The organism is Chryseobacterium subflavum (genome assembly GCF_055762745.1).
This window is the reverse complement of sequence record NZ_JBVTMR010000005.1, coordinates 158,883-173,954: the sequence shown is the minus strand read 5'-3', so window position 1 is coordinate 173,954 and position 15,072 is coordinate 158,883. Positions and strand designations below refer to the sequence as shown.

The window sequence follows — 15,072 nt, the reverse complement described above, 5'->3', positions numbered from 1 at the left end:
AAAAATGAGCAAACCCTACAATTTTATTAAAAGTATTGTTAAGGATAACTATGAGCTTTTTAAAGATTCAATGTCTTATGAAGAAGCAATGGATATGGCAGTGTCGAATGTCTTGACGCCATTGGATGTTAAAAGTGTTGATCACCCATCAATTACTTTCAGTTCTAAAGAAGAAATCAGAGACTTTTTGATTTCGGAATTACAGTATGAAGTAAATATAAATCAAGGTGTTGAAGCTGGAGAATATCACACACTTACAGATGATTCGGGGCATATCCCCTGGTATCGAGATAAAGTAGCAACAGATAAGATTGATTTTAAATTTTGGAAACGTTACAGAAAATATCTTCTAAATATAAAGCAATGGCCTGTATCAACCGTAGATCGACTTGATGAAATTACTGATGATATCATAGAGAGGTTAGAAGATCCTACAGTAAAAGATAGAGCATTTGATAGAAGAGGTTTGGTGGTTGGATATGTTCAATCAGGAAAAACGGCAAACTTTACCGGGTTAATTAATAAAGCAATTGATTCCGGATATAAAGTGATAATTGTTCTTAGTGGAATGCATAAAAATTTAAGAAGTCAGACCCAGATGCGAATTGATGAAGAAGTAATTGGTAGAGATACAAGTGATCAGGCACAGTTAAAAAGAATTGGTGTTACAACTTTACCGGGTGAAGGGTACATCAATGTAGATACCTTTACTACTCAAAATGACGGTGGTGATTTTTCCAGAAGCTTTGCTCAACAGGTCGGAGGAGTTCAACCCGGATCTGACAGACCAATGATTCTTATTGTAAAGAAAAATGTTTCAGTACTAGGAAATCTTATAAGATATTTTCGCGAGAGTTTGGATACGCTTGGTGATGAATACGTTTTACAGAATTCAGAAGGCGAATCAATATTAAATAATCTTCCGTTACTTTTAATAGATGATGAAGCAGACCAGGCAACACCTAATACAAGAGCGTCTGCAAACGACACGGGGGAGCTTGATCCAACGTCAATCAACAGAAATATAAGGCAGCTCTTAAACATTTTTAATCAAAAGGCTTATGTAGGGTATACAGCCACTCCTTTTGCGAATATTTTTATGCATCATGATAATGAACATTCATTGTATGGTAAAGATTTGTTTCCATCATCTTTTATTATTTCAATGGAAGCACCATCTAATTATTTTGGACCTGTTCAGGTTTTTGGTTTAAATGAAAGTGAAACAGAACAGGGCTTGCCAATTCATATAACTGTTGATGATGCTTCAATGCCTAATTCTGATTTTCTTCCATTGCGTCATCGTGCTACAGATATACCTGACCATATACCTGAATCAATGAAAGAGGCAATCAAGTCTTTCATAATAAGTTCTGCAGTCAGAAGATTAAGAGGACAGGGTAATAAGCATAATACAATGTTAATACATTGTACAAGATTTAATGATATACAAAATGCTGTAGGAAGGTTTGTTGAAGATGAGTTTAATCGTCTAAGAGAGGGAATTGCTAATGATGACAATGATATCATTCAAGAATTCAAAATTTTATTTGAAAGAGATTATATAAGAATAACAACCCAAATGGAGGGGGTATTGAATAATTGGGATGAAGTAAGAGGTAATTTAAAACCCGCTGTTCTAAAAATGGAAAGAAAACCACATATTATAAATGGAACAGCTGGGGATATTCTTGATTACAAGAACAGAGAAGGGGCTGGACTGAGTGTTATAGCGATCGGAGGAGATAAACTATCGAGGGGATTAACTTTGGAAGGCTTGACAGTTAGTTATTTTACACGAGCGAGTACATTATATGATACTTTAATGCAAATGGGAAGATGGTTTGGATATAGAACCGGATTTGAAGATCTGTGCAGAATTTACACAACTGATGATTTGTTTAGTTGGTATAGGCATATTTCAACTGCATTTGAAATTTTACGAAAGGAATTTATGGAAATGAGTCGTCAAAAATCTACTCCGATCGAATTTGGATTACGAGTCTTATCTCACCCGGATATGATGGCAACAAATGCAATGAAAATGAGACATACCACAACATTACCGTTAACATATAAAGGAAAACTTACAGAAACATCTTCTCTTTCTGGTGACAAATCAATATTAATAAACAATTTTAATGCTATTGAGGATTTTATTCAGGCATTAAGTCCATTTCCAATAGAACAAAAAGAAAACACTTATTTATGGACTGGAGTTCCAAAGGAAATAATTGTTTCATTTTTGGATGCATATATTTCATACAGAGGAGCGCCAGCATCAAATACAAAAAGAATAATTGAATTCATTGAAAAACAAAAAGAAGGTGATAGTCCGAATGATATTCTTGACATATGGAATGTGGCTTTGGCATCACTTATAAGAAGTACACATGAAGACTTAGTGCAGATTGCAGGATTAGATATCAAACCTTTTACAAGATCGATTAAAGAAGAGTTTATTAACAATAGACTATTTATTCAAAGATTAGTCAGTCCTGATGATGAAAAAATAGATTTTGAGATTGAAACAACAGCTACTAGCAAAGACCTGAGAGCATTATTACCACGATTAAATAGACCACTTATTACTATTTATCCTTTACTTATTGAAAATTATAGAGAAACTAGTGAAGATCCTGTTGAATTATTATCTCTGGATAAGATGCCATTTGGATTTGCAATTAGTTGGCCCAACAATGACAATCTTAAACAATCAACTTACGATATAAACAGTGTATATGAAGAGTTAGAACTGGCAAATTATGATTAACTATAAAGAAATTTGGGAGTCAATTAATAATGAATCCAAAAATAATCCTATGCAATCTCAGATTGCAAGGAGAATTCCGTCAGATGGTTTATTTAGTTCTTTTCTGGCAACAGATTTCAGAAAACAGATTCGTATATTATATATTAAGCTTGATAGCGATCAAGATATTTTAATTGATTCTTTGCCTAAGTTTAGAGGACTTGACATCTCTGTAATTGTTCAAAATCTTGGTGAATTTTCCAATACAGTTTTTTTAAGATTAACCCAGTCGATACCTAATACTGATAATATTTTTGAGTTTGTTATTTCAGATTTATGTGATAAGGTTATTCAACTACAAAATAAAAATAACCTTTCTGGTATATTAATAAAAACACTGTTAGAATGGAGAATGTTTTTTGAAAAACATGAAAATAAAATTCTTTCTATTTCCGCACAGAAAGGGCTTTTTGGTGAACTTTATTTCCTAAAAGATTATCTGTTTCAGAAGTATTCTTTTGCTGAATCGGTTTTATACTGGACAGGTTCAGATAAAACTACTCATGATTTCCAAGTAATGAACAAAGTTATAGAAATAAAAACTACTTCGTGTAAACAGCATAAGAAATTTAATATAGCTTCTGAAAAACAGCTTGACAATACAGGCGTTGATTATCTTTATCTTTCACTGTTTTCAGTGAATCTTCATAGCAACTTGCCAAACTGCACATTACCGGCATTGATACATGAAATCTGTATGCAAATACAATATGACCCCATTGCAACATTTCAGTTTTATATAAAACTTTTGAAGTATGGATATAATGTTGCCCTTGCGGATAAATACACTGTTGGATTTTCCATTTCTGAAAGCAAATTTTTTGATGTGAAAGAAGGTTTTCCTAGGTTACTTCAAGCAAACCTACCTAATGGAGTTGGAGACTTGAAATACTCCATCGTAGTTGCTTCTTGTTCTCATTTTGAAATAACAACAGACATTTTAAATTATATATAGTAAAATTATGAATCTGTCAGAATTTGGAATAGATTTTTTAGAAAGTGCATTAATTACTGTAGAAGAAGATAAAATTTCACAGGAAGATGCTATTACTAATGATATACTTGAATATGCGATTGATTCAGGTGAAGTAATTGCACATGAATTGTGTCATTATAAAGTGAGAGGGCTTAAAATAAATGCATGGAATTACGATGACGAAAACACATCAATTGATTTGTTTGTAACTATTTTTAAAGGAGAACAAAGATTGACTAAAGTTTCTGACAAGGATGTTTTGGATGCTTTTAATAAAGCCGAAAATTTTTTTTGGCAAGCTAGGGATGGTAAACTTTCTGCAAAAATTGATGAATCCGATATAAATGTATTTGATTTAGTTCAAATAATTGAACAGTCAAAAAGCGAAGTGAAAAATGTAAGAATTTTTGTTCTTACAAATGGAGAAGCTTCAGCTGATATTATTCCGGATGCATTTGAACAAAATGGTGTTTATATTGACTTCCAATTGTGGGATATGGAAAGGGTTTATCAACAATACTTGATACGTGCAGGTAAACAGAAAATTGAAATAGACTTCTTGAATGATTTTAACCATAAACTAAAATGTCTGCATATGGAAAAGGTAAGTGAAAAGGTAGATGTATATATCGCTATCATTCCGGGAAGAATTTTAGCTTCTGTTTATGAAAAATATAGACAAGGACTTCTTGAGAAAAATGTTAGAACATTTTTACAGTTTAGAGCGAGAGTGAATCAAGGGATACGAGAAACTATACGTAAGGAGCCAGATATGTTTTTTGCATATAATAATGGTATTTCAACAACAGCTGCAAATGTTGAGATGGAATTTGAAGATAATATACCTTATATAACAAAGATTGAGAATTGGCAGGTTGTGAATGGAGGCCAAACAACTGCGTCAATTTTCGCCACATCAACAGAAAAGGAAATTGATTTATCAAAAGTATTTGTACAAATGAAAATTTCTGTTGTTCGGCACCAGGATGAAATGGGAGATATTGTTGCAAAAATTTCACGTTTTGCAAATACGCAAACAATTATTAAAGATTCCGACTTTAGCTCTAATAACGAATATCATATTGCAATAGAAAATTTTTCAAGAACAGAATGGATGCCAACAAAAACAGGGGGTAAGGCAACAAACAAATGGTTTTATGAAAGGACGAGAGGACAATATCTTGATGAGAGATCTAAGAAAACTGTTAGAGAAGCAAAAATATTTGATCGTGAATATCCCAAAAAACAAAAATTTACAAAAACAGATTTAGCAAAATATGAAATGAGTTGGTTACAGAGACCTTTTGATGTAAGCAAAGGGGCTGAAAATAATTTTAAGCTCTTTACTAAAGAGCTCGCAAACCAAAGAAATGAAATGAGCAAAAGATATTATCAAAGGCTTGTAGCAAAGGCAATCTTGTTTAAAGAAATTGATAGAATAGTAGCCAGGAAAAATCTTGGTGGCTACAAAGCAAATATGGTATCATATATTTTATCATGGTTATCTTTTAAATCTAACAAAAAACTGAATCTTGATACAATATGGGAGAATCAAGGAGTAAATGAAATTCTGAATAACATAGTTGAACAGATGATTAGTATTGTTTGGGATCATTTGAATAATCCTCTAAAAGTAGGTATGAATATTGGAGAATGGTGCAAAAAACCAGAATGCTGGCTAACGCTTAAGGATAAGTTTATTGATATTAGTATAATAAATGAGGAAATTAAAAATGTAGATTCGTATATTGAAAATGATTTAATTGGTCAAGAACTTTCACCCCATGAATTAAGAATAATAGAGGAAGCAGGTAATGTGAAAAGTGAAACTTGGTTTGCATTAGCAAATTGGGCAAAGGCATATAATAGATTTACACCTTTCGAAAGAAAATTATCATATAATATTGGTATTCTTTCAAACAGGAAAACAATATTAACATTAAAACAAGCGAAAAATGCATTAAGTTTACTAAAAAAGGCTCAAGATCTGGGTTTTGAAGAACAAGTATAATTCTAGATAGCATTCAATACCATTTTTCTCTATATTTGTACAAAGCACAACACAACCACTATGGAAAAGTTAAGAAGTCTAAGAAAGAAAAGAGGATATACTCAGGAATATATGTCTAACATCCTATCAACGGATGTTTCCAATTATTGCAGAAAGGAAAGTGGAGATGTAAGAATATTTGATGATGAATGGGAAAAGCTGGCCAAAGCTTTAGATGTTCCTGTAGAGGAAATCAAAGAAGAAAGACCAGCCAATGCAATTCAAAATAATGACAACTCTACTTTTAGCGATAATGCAGCTAGTATAAATTTTAATAATACATACTATAATGTTCCCAATCAGGTCATGGACAACCTACAAGACTACATTAAACTCCTGAAAGAACAAGTTGAAGCTTTGAAACAGGAAGTTGAGAAATTAAAGTCAGAAAAGTAATCTTCCTTATTTAAGGATAATAGATCATAAAGAATAAATACTGCTTCAATGAAGTGGTATTTTTTATGATAAGAAGAATGAAATAAAGAAACCACATGAATCTACAAGAATTAATCAACTACTTCCGCAAGGGAGGATCCTATAGAGACTTTTGTCAGGAACAATCATTGGATCAGACTTCCGAAGCGATCGAAGTCTATATGGAACAACCTTTAGAGCTGAACAATAATCTGGCATTTTTTGAGATTGAGACGACAGAAGGAAGTTTGGAGTTTGTGAAAGATGGAATAAGGTATTACAGCTTATTTGGGTTTCCTTATTTTTTGAATGTGCTTAAGGAAATCAGGGATCATCAGGAGTTGAGTGATAAAGATGTGGCTGAGCTTTTGTTTGATCATGTGATCAGCAAAGAATGATCTGTTGTATTTTCCGGTCATAAAAAACCGGACCTATACGAATAATTACTATCTTTAGTTTCACAACTCGATCCCTTGGAAAAGTACTCCAACATATCGCTACATCACCGTCAGCTGCAGGATTTTGGAATAAAGCTGATGCCTTTATCGGTTTTATCTGAAAAGGAAACCGGAATTCACCGGGACGATCATTATATGTTTATTCTTCAGCAAAAAGGAGATTTTACGCTTGAAGTAGATTTCAACACTTTGGATTTGAAGGGGGCTTTCCTGTGTTTTGTAGCTCCGGGACAGATTCACCGGTATGTGCATCAGCAGGATACGGAAGGTTGGTTTTTGTTTGTAGATACAGGAGCCATTCCTCAGCATTACCGGGAAGTTCTGGAAACCTATCAATGGATCCGCCAATCGGTGGAGGTTAATGAAAGGGATGTCGTCTTTGATATTCCGGGAATACTTGAAAAGATTGATGAAACAGATAGCTTGCATACGGTTTCCGTGAAACAGTCTTTGGTGGAATCGGTTATTGGAATGATGGTTTCCCAGATCATGAAATTTCAGGTTTCGGAGCAGACCAGTACCGGACAGAAGTATACCATTACCCGGCAGTTCAAAAAACTGGTGAAAGAAAATTTTAAAAAAATCAGGCAGGTACAGCAATATGCACAATCCCTTGTCATTACACCCCTTTATCTGAACGAAGCGATCAAAGAAGTAACCGGCTATCCTGCCAGCTACTGGATCCAGCAGGAGGTGTTGCTGGAAGCCCGCCGGCTTTTGTTTTATACGAAAATGAGCGTTAAGCAGATCGCGGTTGAATTAGGCTATGATGATCCTGTTTATTTTTCGAGGTTTTTCAAAAAAGGAACAGGGATGACTGCCCTTCAGTTCAGGTCCCATCACAAAGATTTGTCTCATAAAGACCATTAATCCGCTATAGGAATCCCCTTTATTACCCGATAATTTTGTATCCGTCAATCATCAAAAAAAGAGAACGATGGATACAATAAATAGAATACCGGTACAGAAGCAAATACGAATTGCTATTGCAGGTGCAGGATTAGGAGGTTTATGCCTGGCCCAGGGACTGAAAAAGAAAGGAATCCAATGTGTCCTTTTTGAAAAGGACGAAGCGATGAACACACGAACCCAGGGATACCGGATCAGGATCAATGAGCAGGGCAGGCAGGCACTGGAAGATTGTCTTCCGGAATCGCTGTATCAGCTATTTATGGAAACTTGTGCTGCGCGTACCAAAGGACTGAAAGTTTTTACTTCCCATCTTGAAAAAACAGGAAAAGACCTGGTAGATTCCTGGAGTGACGGCATCCGGGAAGTTCCCGATCTGAAACCCAACCGGCTGACTTTACGGGAGATACTGGTACATGGTCTGGAAGAGAAGATCCATTTTGGAAAAGCGGTAACAGATTATCGCAGGCTGGAAAGCGGGGAAGTATTGCTTTCTTTTGCTGACGGAAGCACTTATACTGCTGATCTTGTTATTGCGGCAGATGGCGTAAATTCCCGGATCGGCACTGAATGTTGCGGAGACCAAAAAGTAAATACCGGAAATATAACCATCTACGGAAGGACGTTCCTAACGGATGAAAACCGCGAAGCAATTGCTGCCGAATTGCGGACCGGGACTTCCGTGATTCTTGGAGATCAGTTTTCATTAATTGCCGATGCGATGCAGTTTGATTTTTCGAAACACAATAGCTCATGGGATGCATTAAGTCCGTTGCAGGATTATTTCTATTGGGCCTTTATCGGAAAGCCGGCTGCTTTTGGATGGCCTTTGCAGGATTTTTATACGCTTTCTTCACAGGAGATTTTTAATCATATTCGAAGGGTTACCGATAATTGGCATCCCCAATTAAAAGCCCTCCTGGACTTCGGAGATCAGCAGTCTTTAGTCATGGGTCCGATCAGATCTTCATTGCCTAAAGAAAAATGGGTGTCCGGGAATATTACCGCTTTAGGGGATGCCGTGCATGCAATGAGCCCCGCCGGCGGAGTAGGAGCCAATACAGCATTCAGAGATGCCGCATTATTGACAGCGAATATCAGTGAAGCCGTTTTCGGCAATACGGAGCTTGCTTTAGCGATTGAAAACTATGAAGATGCAATGAGAATATACAGCAACGAAGCCATTATCATGTCTCTTGAGGGTGGAGAAGTATTGTATGGAAACCCGGTGAATGGAGAATAGTCCCGAAAAGGATAATAATAAACCCAGTGTAAAGCCCGCAGTAGCAGGCTTTTAAATTTTTATATATTTTTTTACCCGGTATTCATTTTATTTATATATTTGATATATCAATTATATTTATATCAATTAAATAATTTATGATGGCTCAATCGGAACATACTATTTTTTACAGCATAGAGGAATCGATCAAATCTTATCGTCAGTTTGCCCAGAAGCAGATCAATGACAGGGGATTTGACATTACGATCGATCAGGGACTGGTCCTGAGTATAATTAATGAAAATCCGGGAATTGCCCAGAAAGATATTGCGAGGCGGGCTTTTAAGGATCATGCTTCGGTAACCCGCATTATCGAGCTATTAGTGAAAAGGAATTTTTTGAAAAGAGATTCATTTGAAGAAGACAGACGACGGTTTAACCTCATCCTTACCGGGGAGGGAAAAGATATTTTAAACGATATTCAGCCCATCGTGAATGCAAACAGGAAAAAAGCAGTTGAAGGCATTTCTCCGGAGGAGATTGAACTGCTGAGAAAGCTTGTTAATAAGATTACAGCTAATTGCAAAAGCTGAAAAAATACAGATGAATTGTAAGGTTCCACATAAAAATCCATTCCATGAAAATTTTGTGTAAATATGCTATCCTGAAGGTGGGTCTTATGATCGTTTTTCTGGTTTCCTTTGCTCATGCACAAGTGAGTGATACCATAACGAGCAAAGGCCGTTACCGGAATTATTTGAAGTTCCATTCCCTAATCCGGGATACCTACATTATTCCGCATTGGTACAAGGATGGAAGCCGCTTCTGGTTTGCTGTGGGAGTTCCTGAAAATACGATGGTGTATGAAGTGGATCCGGAACACAATACAAAGCGTCCTTTTTTTGATCAGGACCGTTTAAGGAAAGCACTCACTCCATGGTTAGATAAGGAACCGGAAAATAAGGGGTTACCGTTCAGTGATTTTGTTTTTGTAGAGGATGATAATGCTGCGGAATTTTTTGTTGAGCATAAAAAGTTTAGACTGTACCTGAGAGATTATAAGATCTTAAAAATTGACGGAAAGGAAGAAGTAAGGCAGCCGTTGGCAGGCATTTTGTCGCCTGACGGAAAACAATCTGTTATTATGAAAGATCACAATATCTGGCTTATTAGCCATTCCGGCCAAAGAGAACAACAGCTTACTACCGGCGGAACGTATGATTATCCCTGGACCGTCGAGAATGGGTGCTGGTCAAAAGACGGTAAAAGGCTGCTGTTGAAGAGGTCTGATGGCAGGAAGGTTCATCACTTGCCTGTCATAGATTATTCGAAACCTGAGGAATCTGTTACATACACTGTCTATGCAAAAACAGGCGGCGCTATTGAAATTCCAGAAATGTATGTACTGGACATTGATTCCGGAAACAGCATTACCATAAAAGAAGGTTCCGGCATTCCCCAATATGTATTTCCGGTAGGATGGACACAGGAGGGTTCGGAAGTTCTTTTTATGCGCCTGGACCGTCTTGGGAAAAAGCTGGAGTTTCTGGCCACGAATCCTGACACCGGAGCAGGCAGGACAATTCTGAGCGAAGAGGCTAAAACCTTTGTAGCCGGGTTGGATTTCCTGACCGGCAACTGGAAACGTCAGGTCACCCTTTTGAAGGAGCGCCCTTCTTTTATATGGATGTCGGAACGTGACGGATGGAGACATCTTTACCTGTATAGTATGGATGGAAAACTGGTCCGCCAGCTGACATCAGGAAATTTTCCGGTCACCGGTGTGATCAGAACGAATGAAAAATCAGGACTGATTTACTTCACGGCGAATGCCGAAAAAGAAGTGTATTCTACCAATGTATATAGTGTCGGTCTTAACGGAAAAAATAGTAAAAGACTAACGCCCGCTCCCGGGATCCATACCTATTCCCAGTTTTCACCTTCCGGGAAATATTTTCTGGATACCCATTCCTCTCCGGATACAGCTCCCGCCGTTGAGCTTAGGACAACGGATGGAAAGTGGTTGCAACAGGTTCATCAGGCTGATATCACCAAGCTGCAGAAAATAGGATTCAGGGCTCCTGAAATTTTTAAAGCTAAGGCAGCTGACGGAATTACGGATCTTTATGGAATCATGTACAAACCTTATGATTTCGATCCATCTAAAAAATATCCTGTCGTAGAAATGGTGTATGCCGGTCCTTTTATCAATATTGTACCTCATCGGTTCGGGCCTACAACATCACTTTCGGTTCAGGCGCAAGCATTAGCTCAACTGGGATATATCACAGTAATGATGGACACAAGGGGAACGGTTGAAAGAAGCAAAGCTTTCCAGGATGCTGTTTACAGGAATATCGGAAGATATGAAATTGCAGATCGTGTGGCTGTTTTCAGGCAGCTTGGGGAAAAATATTCCTATATGGACATGAAGCGTGTTGGTATTTGCGGCCATTCATGGGGTGGCTATTTTGCCATCCGGGCTATGCAGATGGCGCCTGACCTGTACAAGGTCGGCATTGCTTCGGCACCGGGTGAACTGACAGAAGGCGCAGAAATTAATGAACCTTATATGGGACTGCCGGAAGATAATAAAGAAGGATACGAATGGGGAACGAATACCAATCATGCCGCAAACCTTAAAGGTAAATTGCTTCTTATACATGGAACAAGCGATATAAATGCCCCGCTTTCAACAACCATCCGGATGATTGATGCGCTAACGAAAGCCGGAAAAAGGTATGACCTCATCCTGGTTCCCGGAAAAGGACATGATATAGAAAGTGAAGACTACGTAAATGATGCAATCCGACGGTATTTCGAAGAAAATCTGAAAAATACAGAGAAATAAAAAACGGTCGTTGAAGGCATAACCTCAGCGACCGCTTTTTTGAAAAAAATATATCAAGAATTTAATCCTGTATGATAAGCTTTTTGGCATCAGTTACTTTGCCATCTGCTGTCATTTTATACACATAAGTGCCGGACTGAAGTTCTGACCCGGAAAGTCGTATCGTTCCGTTTCCTTTCTCACGAAGAGGAACAGATTTAATAAGCTGTCCGGAAATATTGTAGATGTCCAGTGAAGCGTTTTTTATATGGTGAGGTAAAAAATACCGGATACTTGTTTCATTCTTTGCCGGGTTAGGGACATTTTGCCCTAGGAAAGGGGTATCCGAAAGGGAAATATCAGTGATGGTATTTTTGCTTACAAGAAGTTGCTTGAGTTCTTCAACGGTATTTTCAAGGGTTTTGATACGGTCTTCAAGCTTTTGAACAGTTTCATCAGAAGGGGCCGTTCTGGAGAGAATAGAGTTGGATACCATGACGTTGCCGTTAGAATCCACAACCAATGCGCGTCCGCTTCCTACGGGCAGATCCTGAAGCCTTACGGTTCCTACAGTATGGAAATTAGCTGTAGGTGCGTTGGTCCGTATTCCTACACTCTGGTCTTTGATCAGCATTGTTGAATTACCGGACATTCCCAGCATAATAGAATAGGGGATGGTATTGGTAAGCTTGGCTCCGCCGCTTCCGGCGCCGATAACGAACGAACGGTTACCTGCGGCTGCAAGATCGATTCCAAATCCTCCGGAATACTCTTCGGTAAGATCGATCCCCACTCCTAATGCAAATTCGTTATGGTTCCGGATGATGTTCTTCCAACCCAGTGCAACCGATTTGCTGGCATTGTTCAAAACAGCATTATCCTGTCCGCCTACGATATTAGCTCCTCCCGCATTACTGAGGTTATTGGTCCATCCACCAACAATGCTGCTGCCGGCCTGGCCTCCCAAAGTATTGGATATTCCTGCAATAATGCTTCCTTTGGCTTTTGAGGCATTGGTATTATTCGTTGTTTCTACGATAAACGAACCGAATTCATTCAGAAGTGCCTGATTGGGATTTGAAGTGGCGCCGTTTGTTCTCAGATACAGAATTCTGCTGTCTACGGTGCCTACGTAATTGTTGGGTGCAATTCCGCTGTTTCCATTGACCAGCCATTGTTGGGCGCCAGCCATACCCGTTAGAAATACCATAGCCGCTGCTATGCTATTTTTCACGCATAATAGTGATGTTCTCATAAATTTGAGTTTTGATGGTTATTAGTTATCACTAATTTAGGAAATATTATGGCATAAATAATATTTTAGTCACTTTTGTGGGATGTATTTTATAGGTGTAAGTGTTTGGAATCTAGTACTGAAAGGGTTGTTTTGGATTATGGTTAATATCTATTCTATTTATTTATGTCATCTAATTATCTGTATATTTACGATGCAGAGCTTATTGGCCTGGATCTGATCATCAAAAATATCCTTCAAATTTTTTTTGAAGGATATCATGATAGAGAATTATTAAAAAAATGGTTGCTTTATTGTTTAAGCTGTTCAGCCTTGATATATACTTTGCCCTGATCATCTTTCCAGGAAGGGCCTTTTACATAGATCGAATCACCTACTTCATAACGTTTGTAGGTACTGCCGCTTTTCTGAAGGTTCACAATACTGATCGTTGCCACGTATTCTTTCCCGTCAGCATCCTGAATGGTGGCCATATAGCCGTCTTTTCCATTTTCAATTTTCGTGATCTTTCCTTTTGCTTCGATCGTCATATCTTTTTCCTGATTTTCTGACTGTGCGGATGGCTTTACCGTACAACTGGTCATGTTGAATATTCCTAATGTTAAAATCGCTAATGCTAGTATTTTTTTCATTGTATGATAGCTTTTTGTTGTTATTTTAAGTTTTTAACCTTGTTTTATTATATTGTTTTCTTGTTCAAAGCCCATACCAAAGCAGGTTTCGAAGTAACATTAGTTGGTTTATATCTTAAATCCGGTAATCCGAAAATCTTGCATCTGTTTTAAAATATTTTTGTCTTTTGATTTAATTTATTTTTTAATACGGTGTCCCATAAGCATATACGATAATTATAAAGTTTCGGATTTATTTTAAATTTTCATTTTAAAGCCTTCATGGGAAGCGGTGAACCCAAGCTTTTTATAAAACCTGAGTGCCTCAGTTCTTGTTTTATCCGACATCAGCTGTACGACATCAGCTCCGTTTTCTTTAGCCCGTTGAATCACCAGGTGAAACATTTTTTCACCCAAACCCTTTCCCCGCATCGACGAATGGATACGGACAGATTCGATTAATGCACGTTTACTTCCTTTGTGGTTGAGGTATTGAAGGTACGTGACCTGCAGGGTTCCCAGGATCTCATCATCCCGATTGACCAGAACCAGTAAATCCTGATAAGGGTTTTGTTCGATGCTTCTGAAGGCTGAGATATATTGCTCGTTCAGGGGATCCGAAACTTCTTCTCTGTTTTTTCCCAGTACATCATCCGCCAGCATTTCTATAACCGTCTTTAAATCGCCGAAGGTTACTTTGCGCAGATGGAGCTCTTTATTTTTTTCTTCCATAGAGTAAGATTCTTTTAAATGCATAAATGGCAGGAAGCTTGGGAAAACTTGTAGCAATGCGGGCTTTAAACTCGTGGGTAAATTCTTTTTGTTGTTCTTCATCCAGCCTTTCCAGATAGGGGATTAAAGCGGAACCGGAAATAAAATTGAACAAAGTATCATGATCTTCCGCAATGATAGGATACACTTTTTGAGAAAGATTTAACTCTTCAATTCCGTTCTCGAATAAGATCTGAGCATATTCATCTATCGTGAGCACTGCAGAAGGCCGGTTCCATCCCTGTAAATAGCTTTTAAAAGGTTCTTCTCCGGCAAGAGCCGTTAAGATCTTATTCAATGTGTTTCCCGGTTGGTAAGGCATCTGGATGGCGACCTGTCCGTTTGTTTTAAGTTTTGAGATCAGCTTGGGGAATAACTGAGGGTGATCATCAGACCACTGAAGGGCTGCATTGCTGAAAATAAGGTCCCAGGTTTCATCACTCGTGAGCATCTCTTCCGTGGTGGACATTCTGAAATGAAGCCGGTCATTTTCCAGGGTCTTGGATTTTTCAAGCATTTCCGGAGAGGAGTCGATTCCGATAAACTCGGCTTGGGGAAATTTTTCTGTGAGAATAGCCGTTTGTTCCCCCGTTCCGCAACCTAAATCTATGGCCTTCATCGGCGTTTCCCCGGTAATGAGTTCCGCAAGGTCGAAAAAAGGTTTGAAACGGATATTTTTAAATTGATTGTAAATGTCAGGATTCCAAGGCATAAAAAATGTTTTTAATTGATCACCTGAATTTAGTTATTCCTGATTAAATGGG

The 15,072-nt window shown here is 37.8% G+C and carries 13 protein-coding genes; 9 read left to right on the top strand and 4 right to left on the bottom strand.

Going from position 1 to position 15,072, the window contains the following annotated elements; all coding sequences use genetic code 11:
* The first annotated feature begins 4 nt into the window (after window positions 1-4).
* From AC0INN_RS19895 to AC0INN_RS19855, 9 genes are all read left to right on the top strand, one after another.
* Entirely contained in the window at window positions 5-2,773 is a 2,769-nt protein-coding gene (locus AC0INN_RS19895) for a Z1 domain-containing protein (RefSeq protein WP_306614758.1), read from the top strand.
* Window positions 2,766-3,767 (top strand): PD-(D/E)XK motif protein, encoded by a 1,002-nt coding sequence (locus AC0INN_RS19890; protein ID WP_306614756.1) that lies wholly within the window; start codon window positions 2,766-2,768, stop codon window positions 3,765-3,767. The genes AC0INN_RS19895 and AC0INN_RS19890 overlap by 8 nt, the downstream gene beginning before the upstream one ends.
* 7 nt (window positions 3,768-3,774) lie before the next feature.
* The gene (locus AC0INN_RS19885; protein ID WP_306614754.1) at window positions 3,775-5,799 is read left to right on the top strand and encodes an AIPR family protein; all 2,025 of its coding nucleotides are present in this window, start codon (window positions 3,775-3,777) and stop codon (window positions 5,797-5,799) included.
* A gap of 60 nt (window positions 5,800-5,859) precedes the next feature.
* A complete protein-coding gene (locus AC0INN_RS19880) occupies window positions 5,860-6,234 on the top strand; it encodes a helix-turn-helix domain-containing protein (RefSeq protein ID WP_306614752.1) in 375 nt (124 codons plus the stop codon).
* Between the two features lie 95 nt (window positions 6,235-6,329).
* Window positions 6,330-6,650 carry a hypothetical protein gene (locus AC0INN_RS19875; protein WP_306614750.1) on the top strand — a complete coding sequence of 107 codons (321 nt, stop codon included), beginning with the start codon at window positions 6,330-6,332 and terminating at the stop codon, window positions 6,648-6,650.
* Window positions 6,651-6,725: 75 nt separating this feature from the next.
* The gene (locus AC0INN_RS19870) at window positions 6,726-7,580 is read left to right on the top strand and encodes a helix-turn-helix domain-containing protein (protein ID WP_306614748.1); all 855 of its coding nucleotides are present in this window, start codon (window positions 6,726-6,728) and stop codon (window positions 7,578-7,580) included.
* 67 nt (window positions 7,581-7,647) lie between these two features.
* The gene (locus AC0INN_RS19865) at window positions 7,648-8,862 is read left to right on the top strand and encodes an FAD-dependent oxidoreductase (protein ID WP_306614746.1); all 1,215 of its coding nucleotides are present in this window, start codon (window positions 7,648-7,650) and stop codon (window positions 8,860-8,862) included.
* Between the two features lie 137 nt (window positions 8,863-8,999).
* A complete protein-coding gene (locus AC0INN_RS19860) occupies window positions 9,000-9,434 on the top strand; it encodes a MarR family winged helix-turn-helix transcriptional regulator (protein WP_306614744.1) in 435 nt (144 codons plus the stop codon).
* Between the two features lie 44 nt (window positions 9,435-9,478).
* On the top strand, window positions 9,479-11,692 hold the full coding sequence (locus AC0INN_RS19855) for a S9 family peptidase (protein ID WP_306614743.1): 2,214 nt from the start codon (window positions 9,479-9,481) through the stop codon (window positions 11,690-11,692).
* 61 nt (window positions 11,693-11,753) lie between these two features.
* Here the strand turns inward: AC0INN_RS19855 and AC0INN_RS19850 are convergent, their stop codons facing one another.
* From AC0INN_RS19850 to AC0INN_RS19835, 4 genes are all read right to left on the bottom strand, one after another.
* The gene (locus AC0INN_RS19850; protein ID WP_306614741.1) at window positions 11,754-12,926 is read right to left on the bottom strand and encodes a T9SS type A sorting domain-containing protein; all 1,173 of its coding nucleotides are present in this window, start codon (window positions 12,924-12,926) and stop codon (window positions 11,754-11,756) included.
* Window positions 12,927-13,216: 290 nt separating this feature from the next.
* Entirely contained in the window at window positions 13,217-13,558 is a 342-nt protein-coding gene (locus AC0INN_RS19845) for a hypothetical protein (RefSeq protein WP_306614739.1), read from the bottom strand.
* A gap of 237 nt (window positions 13,559-13,795) precedes the next feature.
* Complete coding sequence (locus AC0INN_RS19840) at window positions 13,796-14,269, bottom strand: GNAT family N-acetyltransferase (RefSeq protein ID WP_273648554.1); 474 nt, start codon at window positions 14,267-14,269, stop codon at window positions 13,796-13,798.
* Window positions 14,253-15,020 carry a methyltransferase domain-containing protein gene (locus AC0INN_RS19835; RefSeq protein WP_306614737.1) on the bottom strand — a complete coding sequence of 256 codons (768 nt, stop codon included), beginning with the start codon at window positions 15,018-15,020 and terminating at the stop codon, window positions 14,253-14,255. The genes AC0INN_RS19840 and AC0INN_RS19835 overlap by 17 nt, the downstream gene beginning before the upstream one ends.
* Window positions 15,021-15,072 lie beyond the last annotated feature (52 nt).

Bases quoted from the DNA above. Each gene is read 5' to 3' on its own strand.
- AC0INN_RS19895 (WP_306614758.1), top strand. From the start codon at position 5: ATGAGCAAACCCTACAATTTTATTAAAAGTATTGTTAAGGATAACTAT.
- AC0INN_RS19890 (WP_306614756.1), top strand. From the start codon at position 2,766: ATGATTAACTATAAAGAAATTTGGGAGTCAATTAATAATGAATCCAAA.
- AC0INN_RS19885 (WP_306614754.1), top strand. From the start codon at position 3,775: ATGAATCTGTCAGAATTTGGAATAGATTTTTTAGAAAGTGCATTAATT.
- AC0INN_RS19880 (WP_306614752.1), top strand. From the start codon at position 5,860: ATGGAAAAGTTAAGAAGTCTAAGAAAGAAAAGAGGATATACTCAGGAA.
- AC0INN_RS19875 (WP_306614750.1), top strand. From the start codon at position 6,330: ATGAATCTACAAGAATTAATCAACTACTTCCGCAAGGGAGGATCCTAT.
- AC0INN_RS19865 (WP_306614746.1), top strand. From the start codon at position 7,648: ATGGATACAATAAATAGAATACCGGTACAGAAGCAAATACGAATTGCT.
- AC0INN_RS19860 (WP_306614744.1), top strand. From the start codon at position 9,000: ATGATGGCTCAATCGGAACATACTATTTTTTACAGCATAGAGGAATCG.
- AC0INN_RS19855 (WP_306614743.1), top strand. From the start codon at position 9,479: ATGAAAATTTTGTGTAAATATGCTATCCTGAAGGTGGGTCTTATGATC.
- AC0INN_RS19850 (WP_306614741.1), bottom strand. From the start codon at position 12,926: ATGAGAACATCACTATTATGCGTGAAAAATAGCATAGCAGCGGCTATG.
- AC0INN_RS19845 (WP_306614739.1), bottom strand. From the start codon at position 13,558: ATGAAAAAAATACTAGCATTAGCGATTTTAACATTAGGAATATTCAAC.
- AC0INN_RS19840 (WP_273648554.1), bottom strand. From the start codon at position 14,269: ATGGAAGAAAAAAATAAAGAGCTCCATCTGCGCAAAGTAACCTTCGGC.
- AC0INN_RS19835 (WP_306614737.1), bottom strand. From the start codon at position 15,020: ATGCCTTGGAATCCTGACATTTACAATCAATTTAAAAATATCCGTTTC.